Genomic DNA, 11,825 nt, shown 5'->3' with positions numbered 1-11,825 from the left:
GCAATCGATGAAGTAGTGTCCTCGGGTGAGCAGCGCTCGCCGGGGACATTATTCTGTGTAAGGTTGTATGTTATCCACTTCCATACTGTAAGCCGCAGTTCCGAACTCGCTTTCTATCTTCAATGTTCTCAGTTTCCCTTCTATAGAGAAAGGTTCGTACACAGCGTCAACTTGAACTCCCTCAGAAAAACTGCCATGGATAACCTGATTTGGAGGTGGGGGCGGCAGGTGGATACAGGCTCCGAAGTAGGGAACAAAAAGGAAATTGGAAATTGTTAATTCGTCATTGAATTCAATTGGAACTATAAACCCAGCAATACGTATCTGTTGGTTGTCGAACTCTGGTTTTATTCGAGTGGAAGTCAAAGCGGCTTGGTAACGGCTTTCATTTTCGCTCGTAGAGGCAATAGCTGATGTGTTAGGCATTGAGTCGGCAGTGGAGCCTTCAACAATATCATCTATGTATTCTGGTGGGTTGAGTAACGCATCCAGATCATCTTTCGGGATTAACTCTTCCCAGCTGACTTCGCGATAATTGATACTTACTTGTTTGACTTGAGTATGTTCTGCAACTGGGGGCGAAATTGGACGAGTTTCAATTCGACTGTCACAGGCAGCAGTGAGTAGTGCGGTGGTCAGGGTGCAGGCTGCCGAAAGGGGAGTTCTGTTCATGGCTCGGATTTATTTACTATACAAAATGATGTGATATATCATTATATATCTGTTTGCAAAAATCCATGCTGTAAATGAGGTAAAAGATGAATGCCTTCACTACAAGACCTCAACTTGCTATTGAGGTGGAGCAGTTGCGCTTCGCCTATCGTAAAGGCCCGGCAGTTTTAGAAGTCCCCTATTGGTCGCTACCAGTGGGGGAGCAGGTGTTTTTACGCGGCCGATCCGGTAGTGGCAAGTCAACGCTGCTGAACCTCCTGGCAGGCATTCTGGTTACAAAATCGGGGAGCCAAAAGGTTCTAGGCCAATCGTTGGATGAACTGAGCGAGCGCAAGCGGGATCGCTTCAGGGCGAGACATATTGGCGTTGTATTTCAGCGCTTTAACCTAATTCCCTATTTGAGTGTGGAGGACAATATTCGTGTCGCTACCCACTTTTCTGGTTTCCGTGGCGATTTTCGCGGCAGGGTTAATGAGCTGCTAACGGGGCTCTGTTTAGGAGAGGAAATTTTACCCAAGAAAGTGGCCAGCTTGAGTGTCGGACAGCAACAGAGGGTGGCAATCGTGCGGGCATTGATCAATGAACCGCAGTTATTGCTGGTTGATGAGCCTACATCTGCTTTGGACCCTGAAGCGAGAGATGCTTTTGTCCAGTTGTTGATGACTGCATGTCAGCAAAAGAAATGCACTCTGATCTTTGTCAGCCACGATAGCTCTTTGGAACGACACTTCCCTCTGGTTATGGATATGCGCGAAATAAATATTGCCTGGAAACTTAGGCCCGAGTGGGACACTGCACCAGAGGCTTTAGCCGATGTTTTTTAAACTTGCTTGGCAAAGCCTGATGCAGCGTAAGGGTAGTGTGTCACTGGCCGTATTGTCTGTAGCAATCAGTTTGATTCTAATGTTGGGGATCGAGCAGTTGCGAAGCCATACTAAAAACAGCTTTAGTCGAACTGTGTCAGGGGTAGACCTTATTGTTGGGGCGCCTACGGGACAATTGAATCTCTTGTTATACAGCGTATTCCATATTGGGAATGCCAGTAATCATATTTCATGGGATAGCTACCAGGAACTTTCTCACTTACCCCAGGTAGGTTGGGCGATACCCCTATCCTTGGGGGATTCGCACCAAGGTTACAGGGTGGTGGGAACCTCAACGGGATTTCTCGATCACTATCGGTATGGGAATAAGAGGCCATTGGAGCTATCAACCGGCCAGAATTTTATCGATACTTTTAGTGTCATATTGGGGGCGGAGGTCGCTCGGGAACTCAACTACCAACTTGATGACACTCTCACACTGGCGCACGGTTTGGTTGGAACGCGCTTCACAGAGCATGGTGAAAACCCCTTTATCGTTAGTGGCATACTCAAGCCTACTGGTACACCAGTAGATCGAGCACTCTATGTAAGCTTGGCGGGACTGGAAGCCGTTCATGGTGCTGATGCGGAGCACGATGATCTGGTGCCTAATAACATTACTGCCTTCTTACTCGGGCTTAATTCCCCTATAGCTACATTTCAGGTACAGAGAAAAATAAACGAATATTCGAAGGAGCCGCTGCTGGCAATATTGCCGGGCATTGCACTATCGGAGCTTTGGCAGATATCCGGTGGTATAGAAAAGGTATTATTTTTTGTCTCAGCTATGGTGGTTTTGGCTGCATTACTTGGCTTATGTATCTTACTACTTTCCACGATGCGCGAGCGCAGACTGGAGATAGTACTACTGAGAACTGTAGGTTCTGGCCCTTTGTTTTTATTCCTATTGATCCAGACTGAGGCATTTTTGGTTTTACTTTTAGGTGCGACAATTGCTGTTTCTGGATTGATAATGGGAGGCTGGCTGGTTGAGCCAATTCTGACAGATAAATTTGGAATCTATTTGGACGGCGTTGTTATAGGCGAACATACGATTGTGCTTTTAGCTTTAGTACTGGTAAGCACATTAATTGTGGCTGCTATTCCCGCTATAAGTGCATGCCGCCAGTCTTTGGGGGATAGTGATCTTCTGCATTGACTAGAAGCTGAGGCGGAGCCAAATTCAGAGTAAGACTTTCTCTAGATTTTGATGTCAGAGGTAACCGAATATCTTTTATTTTATGGGCGATATTAGCTTTGTAATTTCTATATATATTTGCTTTGTTGCCTTTCCATACCATTCGTGATCCTATTTCCAGGCTGCGAGCTTTTCCTGTCACTGGGGCTATTTATATCCCGTGGCTTGTAGCAGCCTACAAACACTATCTAATAATTTTTCATGACAAGGAAATAGTTTTGAATAGGATAATACTAACAATCTTAATGTTGCTGGGTAGCCTCAATATATTTGCTTCAACCCCAGATATTGAGCAGGCCAGAGATTCCTTAGAGATTGTGAAAGAATTAACCCCCTGGCCTTGGGAAGAGCCGGTAACTCCAATTATTGAAGAGTATATGGCAGCTGAATTCGATCAATACTCGGGGATGGCAAAATCCCACTATATGGTTGAAGAATTACTGATGCACAAGTGGGGCCAGACAATCACAGAATTTATTGTATTAGCTGAACTTCTGTACACGTTTCAGCCAGAAGATTACCAGGAGCAATACAGGCCGGAATTTGATGCCGCTATTGCCGACCTGAATCTATTCAGATTGGCAATTAATGAGTTACTGCTTCCCCATGTACCCGGTTATAAACTGAAACAGCAAATTTTGACTAAGCGCTTTGATGGCGAGGGTATGGTAATTGCTGTCTTTGATTTGTTTGATCCGACACGCTTACAAGAGCAGCGCGAACAGTATCCCAATATTGAAGCAGAAGTTGCATTTGGTGATCCCATTACTTTCCTTCATGGTAACACCGTAATTGATATCATTTTGGATATTGCCCCTAAGGCAACTATTGTACCCGTTAGTGCTGAGAGCAAAACTTATAATGATGCAATGGCCTATATGCGGTATCGAGATGACATTAGTGTGATCAATATGAGCCGTGCATTCCATATCACCAATGACCAACTAGACCCAGAGTTTGCAGAGCATCTTTCCGCTATTTTACAAAGTAAGATTTTTACCAAGTCACTGGGAAATACAGGTACGGATCTTGAGCATAACAACTCCGATGTGAGAGAGCGCTTGGAACTACCGCCACTCGGCAGCTTCTTTACCTATGACCTGGATTTAATCAGGGCATTCCTTGCTCAGAATGAAGGGCAGGCCGGTGCTGAAAATTTGTTTTTTGCAATCAATCTCCAGCCATTCTCAAATGAGATCTCACTTACCGCGACGGTTCCGGGTTACAACCCCTTGGCTATTAAGCAGAGCTTTGCTATTGCCGGCGATGCAGTATATTCCGCTTCCAGTCAAAACTTTGAGTCCGGTAGCTCTTTTGCCGCTCCTCAACTAGCGGCTGTGAGTCTATTGCTCCTTGAAATGGCAGACTACTATGGCCTTAGCAGGGTAGAAGCTGCTCAACTAGTGAGCAAGTCATTGAAAGATAATGCTCGCCGCAGTTGGTTAGGTAACCACAACACCGGGCTTGGGTTCGTTGACGCCCACCGGGCTATGAGCACTATTCTGAGAGCGAATAGTAAATAAGCTTGATTTAGTCATCGAGTTGACTGAGAGTGCGCTGGCAGGTTGAATATTTGCAGCCTGCCAGCTACCTGTATAGATGGTACTGTGGGTAAAGGACGTGAATAGGAATAGGAGTGAATATTGAACATACTTTCTGCTCATATGGGGTCCTCATTCAATGAATTATCTCCACTGTTGCAATTTGCACACACTGGGGTGAAGAGGTTTGAGGGTTCTGTTGTAGTCAAGCGAGGTGGAGTTATTGCGAATACTATTTGTTCAATATTTCGATTTCCGAAGGCGAGTTCAAGTTCGCAGTTAGTTGTTGATTGTGGGCACTTTTCCGATCGGATGGATTGGGTGAGAGATTTCGATGGGTTCAAGATGAGTTCATCATTTTATTCAGAAAAAAATTACCTGGTGGAAAGGATAGGCCCTTTGGAAATGCAGTTTACCGCTCATAATGTCAACGGAGCACTTGAATATCAGTTTTCGAAAACGAAGCTATTAGGTATAGCTTTGCCCAAATTTCTTTGGCCCAAAGTCAAGGCATATGAAACAGAAAGTGAAGGGCGGTATCAATTCAGTGTCAGTGTGCACATGTTTTTAGTGGGGTTCATCTTGTCATATGCTGGAGAGCTGCATGTTAGGGCGGCAAGTTGAGTAGAAGTACTGTTGTATGAGAGCCCAAGTTGCACAGGGCTCCCCCTTACCTGCTTTTAGAGGCTTCAGTTAAACCTTTCAAAAACTTCTTACTGTCAGTGTATGCGCCAAAAACGCCCCCTTGCATAGTAATCATTTTCAGGGCTGCACCATGATTAACGATGTCTGTAGCACCTGTACAGTCTGTTAGTGTGATGCACTCAAACCCTCGATCATTCGCCTCTCTCATTGTGGTATGAACACAGACATCAGTAGTCACACCAACAAGAATTAGGTTTTGAATATTTCGCAGCTCTAATATAAGTTCCAGGTCAGTTGCAAAGAATGATCCTTTGCCGGGTTTATCTATAATTACTTCGCCTGGAAGTGGTTCCAGTTCTGAGATGATTTCCCAGCCGGGTTCTCCTCGAACGAGAATTCTTCCCAGAGGGCCCTGATCCCCGATTCCTGCAGCTATTTGGCGCGACCGCCAAAGCTTATTGGGAGGGAGGTCAGAGAGGTCAGGGCGATGCCCCTCTCTAGTGAAAATAATGTAATAGTTCTCCGCGCGCATAGTATTTAAGATGGTTCTAATGGGTTGTATTGGCCGGCGCATTGCCTCTAAATCATACCCCATTTTGTCTACATACCCGCCTTCGCCGCAAAAATCAACTTGCATGTCGATAATGACAAGGGCGGTATTTTCTGGGCGCAGATCACCATTAAATGGCCAGTCATAAGGGTGTGCTTTCACGGGACCATTTTTATCCTGTGAGTCGTTGGTTCCAGGAATACTCATTATCAAGTTCTCAATTTTTTGAAAGACAAACTTATTGCTAATGCATAATAGCGTTGATTTTGAGCTTTCTTGTGAGGTAAGGCTTTTCCAGGCGTGCAATTCCTGTTTGATGGAAGTGTAACTGGGATTGTGTATGTGATATCAACTGTTTTAGTTGTGGATTTATATGTACTACTCTAATGCCGTTCCTCATTGTATATGCGGCGATATTTTTGGCATTTATTTTCCTGAGCATACATCAAGTCTATTGCGAGACTTACTAAATGACTCCTTTCCAGTGTGGTTTTACTTCAAGAAGTTTCATTAAATAGATGTATTACTCCATAAATTGTAATGGAGCATGTTAATATCTTTTGGGTAGCTACATACTTTAAATAAAGGAGATTTAGATTGAGGCGCTTTAAATGGTTTATTGCAGTTTTTGTTTTTGGTGTCAGTAGCTCGGTGATAGCTGAAGATGAAATCTCATGCGGAAAGCTATGTGCTTTCGTGCTTAAGAATAGTCGAACTTCTGAATATACGGTAATCAATAGGGAGAGGGCAGCCAGGCAGTTCACACCATTCTCTACTTTTAAGGTTCCCAATACCCTTATTGCACTTGACTTGGGTTTAGTTGAGAACCTGTTACAAGAGCTAACCTATAATCATGACAAATACCCGGCTAAAGCGTGGTGGCCTGCAATCTGGTCAGAAAGGCCTTTGACAATTCGCGAAGCATTTCAAAATTCAGCGGTTCCGATCTATCAGCAATTAGCAACGGAGATTGGCGCTAAGAGAATGAATCGGTATTTGGCAGGTTTTAATTATGGTAATCGGGATGCTTCGTCTGGTATTGATACCTTCTGGCTCAATGAGAGTATCAAAATATCAGCGTTGGAGCAGGTAGACTTCCTGGAGCGTTTATTTACTGGTCAATTACCTGTATCGCAGTCAGCTATAGATAAATTTAAAGAAGTGATGCTGGTAGAGGAGACTGATACCTATAAGTTATATGCAAAAACAGGAGGAGGGCCATTAGCTAAGAATAAGGCTTTAGGCTGGTATATTGGAATTGTAGAGTCCAATAACAATATTCATTATTTTGCGATTAACATAGATGGCAGCAGTTTTCGGGAAGTACAAAAGAAAAGAATTGAAATTGCCAGAAAAAAACTATCTGAGTTGGGGGTTATTTAGGCTCTTTATAGCGAAGCTGTGGTACGTTTGTTTTTGCAATGGTTAGTGCTTTTTGATTGATTGTTGTGAGTCAATCGGCATAATGGCGATCAAATTCACTTTCATATGGAGCTTCCTATGGGAACTCAAGCTGTAAAAGTTATATTTGCTCTACTCATCAGCACCTTTTGCTCATTATGCCTGGCTGGCGATAAAGTTGCCAATTTGGATAAGCTTCTGCTTGTATCGGGTTTCACTAAGCAAGCTGAGGGGTTTCCTGAGCTAGTAAAATCTGGATTTGCGGAAGGCATACAGCAGGGTGTACCAATTCCTCAGGATAAACTGCAAAAGATTCTTGAAAGTGCAGATAATACGATTTTACCGTCCATCATTATGGGTGAAGTGCGCTCGTCACTGAGTACTTCTCTGACCGATAAAGATGTTGAGGTCTTATTGGCTTGGTATGAGTCAGATATCGGTAAGAAAATTACCAAGGCTGAAGAGGAAGGAAGCTCTGAAGAGGCATTCCAGAATTTGATGGCTAATGCTCAGCAGTTGATGGCTGACACAAAGCGCGTTGAAATGGCAACTCGTATTGATCAGCTTGTTGGTGCTACCGATATGGCGATGGAGATGCAGATCTCTACGAGTATTGCTGTCTATTCCGCAGTGATGGCAGTGATGGCTCCCGGACAAGAGATCAATCTGGATGCTTATAAGGCGCAAATGGAGGCAATGAAGCCCCAGATGCGTCAAAATGTTGAGCAATTTATTACTCTCTCTTTCGTGCAAACTTATCAAGGCTTAGACGATGCAAGCTTAGCGAAATATGAGGAGTTCTTGAGTCAACCAGAAGCCAAAAAATTCAACTCCTCTTCAATGGCAGGGCTTAACAAAGCTCTAACACAAGTAATCGGCCGTTGGTCCGGTGATACGATTTCTATACTTAAGAGCGAAGCGAACTGATTATAAGGTAGAGAACTCCTGAATATCTTTATATTTCTTAATTAGAGCATTTAGGGGGTTCTAGGCTTACCGCCTGCATCCATATTAGCTGTAAAGGAAGCAGGCGGTATAACCATCACACTTTAACCCTTCCACTCTACCCCCTAAAGAGTCTCATAGGCTTGTCAGCTATTTGATAAAATAACTTTTAAATTCAGATCATTATATTCTCTTGTACTTCGACAGTCCGATTCGCTGGAATACGGTAATAGTCTATAGTACTGCTTGAATTCCTTACCATGGCGGCAAAGATTCGCTCTCTCCAATTTGCCATCTTGCTATAGCCGCCTTTAACAGGAAATATATTGTATCGGCAGGTAAAGAAAGAAGACTTACTTGGATCTATATCCAAAAGGTGCATTTTGTTGAGTTTATTTATGGCTCCTTCGACATCTGGGCGTTCCATATATCCATAGCGTAAGATTAGCCTGAAACATCCCTCTCTTATCTTGCTAATGATTGCTCGGTTCTTTGGGAGTACTTTTGGGGTGTTGGCCGACGTAACGGTTAGGAAAAGGTTCTTTTCGTGAAGGACACTGTTATGTTTCAAATTGTATATCAGGGCATGAGGTACAAAGAGTTGATTGGTTCCCACAAATATCGCTGTTCCAGGTACTCGTAATGGGGGATTATCAAAAAGTGAGTTTAAATAGGGTTCCAATTTATAATTCTTACCCTGCAAGTAACAATTTATTGCTTTTTTTCCATCTCTCCAAGTAATCATCAGCATCGCAATAAAGGCGGCTAAACTAATAGAGAACCAACCCCCGTGGCCAATCTTTGCCAGGTTTGAAGCAACAAAGGCAAAATCAATAAAGGCAAAGAATGAGCCGACAGCCAAGCAAATTATCAAGTTGTATTTGAGGTAGTGGCGATAAACGATTGCTGCAATACAGGAGGTAATCAACATTGCACCACTCACTGACACACCATAAGCACTGGCAAGGTGGACTGAGCTTCCAAAGAGAATTGCCACCAGTATTACCGCTGTCATTAATAGGTAATTGACGCCGGGCATGTAGACTTGTCCCGCGAGTGCTGATGACGTGTGCCGGATGGCAAAACGGGGCATCAAGCCAAGCTGGATTCCTTGTTTTGTCAGGGAGAAGGTCCCCGAGATACAGGCCTGGGAAGCGATGCAGGTTGCTACAGTTGCAAGAATAATCATTGGGTAGAGCGACCAGTCCGGGTACATCCGGTAAAAGGGGTTGTCTACCGCAGAGGTGTCACTAATAAGTAGAGCGCCCTGTCCCATATAGTTCAACACCAGGGCGGGGAACACCAAACCTATCCAGGCAATTCTTATAGGCATGCGTCCAAAATGCCCCATGTCGGTATATAGAGCCTCTCCTCCGGTAAACACCAGTAACACTGCACCTAATATCCAGAATGAAGCCATGCCATGGTTAGTGAGGAAGCTCACAGCATGCAGGGGATTAATGGAGTGGAGGATTACAGGGTTCTGGAGCACCCAGTAAAGGCCCGCGAGCAGCAAAACTAAGAACCAGATGGCGGTAATCGGGCCGAACAGTTTCCCTACGGTTTCGGTGCCGAAGCGCTGTACAAAAAACAATCCAAAGAGTATGCCGATAGAAATTGGCAGGATAAACGGTTTTAGAGTCTTGTTGACTATCTCCAGTCCTTCGACTGCGGAGAGTACGGAGATGGCTGGTGTGATAACGGCATCACCAAAAAATAGTGCCGCCCCACAGATCCCGCCGCCGATAATGAGCTTTCTTAATAATTCTCGCCCTTTTGTCGCTTCTAGGGCCAGTGTCATCAGCGCCATGATCCCACCTTCCCCTCGGTTGTCCAGGCGCATTACCAATATGACGTACTTAATAGTGACAATGAGGGTAAGTGCCCAGAAGACAGCAGAGACCCCACCAATAATGGTTTCGGTGTTATGGGGAATTCCAAACCGGGGATGGAAAATCAGTTTAAAGGCGTAGAGTGGGCTAGTGCCGATATCACCAAATACAACCCCGAGAGCGGCAAGTGATAGAACCCAGTGTTTTCTTGCGCCTTCTGAGCGAGATTCCATTTGCAACTCTTATCATCCGGTGTCATACAAAGGCAGTGATTTAAGACTTATCAGGGAGTTTGCTGTCATCACTTGGATGGTGGATATCAGCGCGCAAGAAATTAATTTTCCCTGAGACTGATCTTAGCAATACATTACCAAGGCACCATGTGAGCTACTGTGCAGGGTGCAAACTTACGAGCCGATAAAGTGAGATGTAAGAGAGGTATCCGCGTAATTGAGCAATCGTGTCAGGCAGTTATAAAAACAGCTCTTTTGGCGGGGATCTTATTGTTAGTAAGGCGGGACTACAGGAGCCTCCCCAATGAAAGCATCGGACCTTTTTATTCGTGCCCTGGAGAAAGAGGGCGTTGAGTATATCTTCGCGATTCCTGGTGAGGAAAACCTGGATATGCTGGAGTCTTTGCGGGGCTCAAAGATAAAACTAATTGTCACGCGCCATGAACAGGGTGCCGGTTTTATGGCTGCCACCTATGGTCGGCTTACGGGCAAGCCAGGTGTCTGTATGTCTACTTTAGGTCCGGGGGCCACGAATCTGGTGACTGCCGCAGCTTATGCCCAGCTCGGTGGAATGCCGATGGTGATGGTCACCGGTCAAAAACCTATCAAAAGTTCCAAGCAAGGGCAGTTTCAGATTATTGATATTGTTGACATGATGCGCCCCCTGACCAAATTCACCAAGACAATCGTGGGGGGCGACTATGTGCCAGCTCATGTCCGTGAAGCCTTTCGGCAATCTGAAGAGGAGCGGCCGGGGGCAACCCACTTGGAATTTCCTGAAGATATTGCCCGTGAACACTCCACCATGCCGGTCTTGGAGCCCAGCTATAACCGCAGGCCAATTGCCGAAGAGAAGGCGGTGCGCAAAGCTGCAGAAGCGATTGCGGCATCCCGTAAACCACTACTGTTGGTGGGAGCAGGCGCAAACCGTAAATTAACCGCCAAAATGTTGCGCAAGTTTGTCGACAAGCTGGGTATTCCGGTAGTGACAACTCAGATGGGTAAGGGAGTAATTGATGAGTCGGGCCCGCACTTTATTGGTAATACCGCGCTATCCGATGGGGATTTTGTTCACCGAGCCATTGAGCAGGCCGACCTGATTATCAATGTGGGCCACGATGTTGTAGAAAAGCCGCCTTTCTTTATGCGTCCCGGTGGCCCGGAAGTTGTACATATCAACTTCAATTCAGCGCAGGTGGATCCGGTCTACTTTCCGCAGATAGAGGTGGTTGGCGATATTGCCAACAGCTTGTGGCAGCTGGACCAGCACTTGGAACCCCAGGATCACTGGAGCTTTACCGATGCGCACCGTATCCGTGCCGCGCTTCAAAAGCATATCCAGGAGGGCTCAAATACCACCACTTTCCCAATTCGTCCGCAACGACTGGTGAAAGACCTCCGCGAAGTAATGCCGGAGAAGGGCATTATTGCGCTTGATAATGGCATGTTCAAAATATGGTTCGCGCGAAATTACCCGGCTTTAGCCCCCAATACCGTGCTGCTCGACAACGCACTGGCAACGATGGGGGCGGGCTTGCCTTCGGCAATGGCTGCCAAGTTGGTGTGCCCAGACCGCCGTGTGGTCGCTATCTGTGGGGATGGGGGCTTTATGATGAACTCCCAGGAGATTGAAACGGCGGTTCGCTTAAAACTTGACCTTATCGTACTTATTTTGCGCGATGATGCCTACGGTATGATCAAGTGGAAGCAGGCGATGATGGAGTTTGATGACTTTGGCCTGGATTTTGGTAATCCTGATTTTGTCGATTACGCAAAATCCTATGGTGCTCATGGCCACAGAATAACCGCCACGGATGAGTTTAAACCGATGATAGAAAAATGTTGCAGGGCGGGTGGGGTACACCTGGTGGATGTGCCTGTGGATTACAGTCACAACGACCGTATCCTGAATCATGAAATTCGCGAGTTGTCGAGTAAGTTGTAG

At 45.5% G+C, this 11,825-nt stretch carries 10 protein-coding genes; 7 read left to right on the top strand and 3 right to left on the bottom strand.

The window, feature by feature from the left end:
- Positions 1–48: 48 nt before the first annotated feature.
- Positions 49–672, bottom strand: a complete 624-nt coding sequence (locus P0078_RS03020) for a DUF3299 domain-containing protein (protein WP_282932999.1) — start codon at positions 670–672, stop codon at positions 49–51.
- 86 nt (positions 673–758) lie between these two features.
- On the opposite strand from P0078_RS03020, the gene P0078_RS03015 reads away from it, so the two are divergent.
- The 4 genes from P0078_RS03015 (at position 759) to P0078_RS24455 (ending at position 4,898) form a co-directional block, all read left to right on the top strand.
- Positions 759–1,496 (top strand): ABC transporter ATP-binding protein, encoded by a 738-nt coding sequence (locus P0078_RS03015; RefSeq protein WP_282932998.1) that lies wholly within the window; start codon positions 759–761, stop codon positions 1,494–1,496.
- A complete protein-coding gene (locus tag P0078_RS03010; protein WP_282932997.1) occupies positions 1,486–2,694 on the top strand; it encodes an ABC transporter permease in 1,209 nt (402 codons plus the stop codon). Before P0078_RS03015 ends, P0078_RS03010 begins: the two co-directional genes overlap by 11 nt.
- 257 nt (positions 2,695–2,951) lie before the next feature.
- Positions 2,952–4,256: a S8/S53 family peptidase gene (locus tag P0078_RS03005; protein WP_282932996.1), complete on the top strand. Its 1,305-nt coding sequence runs from the start codon at positions 2,952–2,954 to the stop codon at positions 4,254–4,256.
- 141 nt (positions 4,257–4,397) lie between these two features.
- On the top strand, positions 4,398–4,898 hold the full coding sequence (locus tag P0078_RS24455) for a DUF4166 domain-containing protein (RefSeq protein WP_353057101.1): 501 nt from the start codon (positions 4,398–4,400) through the stop codon (positions 4,896–4,898).
- Positions 4,899–4,944: 46 nt separating this feature from the next.
- Here the strand turns inward: P0078_RS24455 and biuH are convergent, their stop codons facing one another.
- On the bottom strand, positions 4,945–5,775 hold the full coding sequence (biuH, locus tag P0078_RS03000) for a biuret amidohydrolase (protein ID WP_282932995.1): 831 nt from the start codon (positions 5,773–5,775) through the stop codon (positions 4,945–4,947).
- A gap of 291 nt (positions 5,776–6,066) precedes the next feature.
- Between biuH and P0078_RS02995 the strand changes: the two genes are divergently transcribed.
- Both P0078_RS02995 and P0078_RS02990 read left to right on the top strand, forming a co-directional pair.
- Positions 6,067–6,852: a penicillin-binding transpeptidase domain-containing protein gene (locus tag P0078_RS02995; protein WP_282932994.1), complete on the top strand. Its 786-nt coding sequence runs from the start codon at positions 6,067–6,069 to the stop codon at positions 6,850–6,852.
- A gap of 117 nt (positions 6,853–6,969) precedes the next feature.
- Positions 6,970–7,797 carry a DUF2059 domain-containing protein gene (locus P0078_RS02990; RefSeq protein WP_282932993.1) on the top strand — a complete coding sequence of 276 codons (828 nt, stop codon included), beginning with the start codon at positions 6,970–6,972 and terminating at the stop codon, positions 7,795–7,797.
- 193 nt (positions 7,798–7,990) lie between these two features.
- Here the strand turns inward: P0078_RS02990 and P0078_RS02985 are convergent, their stop codons facing one another.
- Positions 7,991–9,880 carry a potassium transporter Kup gene (locus P0078_RS02985; RefSeq protein ID WP_282932992.1) on the bottom strand — a complete coding sequence of 630 codons (1,890 nt, stop codon included), beginning with the start codon at positions 9,878–9,880 and terminating at the stop codon, positions 7,991–7,993.
- A gap of 304 nt (positions 9,881–10,184) precedes the next feature.
- Between P0078_RS02985 and P0078_RS02980 the strand changes: the two genes are divergently transcribed.
- Positions 10,185–11,825 (top strand): acetolactate synthase large subunit, encoded by a 1,641-nt coding sequence (locus tag P0078_RS02980; RefSeq protein WP_282932991.1) that lies wholly within the window; start codon positions 10,185–10,187, stop codon positions 11,823–11,825.

This window comes from Microbulbifer sp. VAAF005 (assembly GCF_030012985.1).
In the GTDB taxonomy this organism is placed as follows: domain Bacteria; phylum Pseudomonadota; class Gammaproteobacteria; order Pseudomonadales; family Cellvibrionaceae; genus Microbulbifer.
Note: the sequence above shows the minus strand (reverse complement) of the source record. Positions and strands in the feature narration are given on the sequence as shown.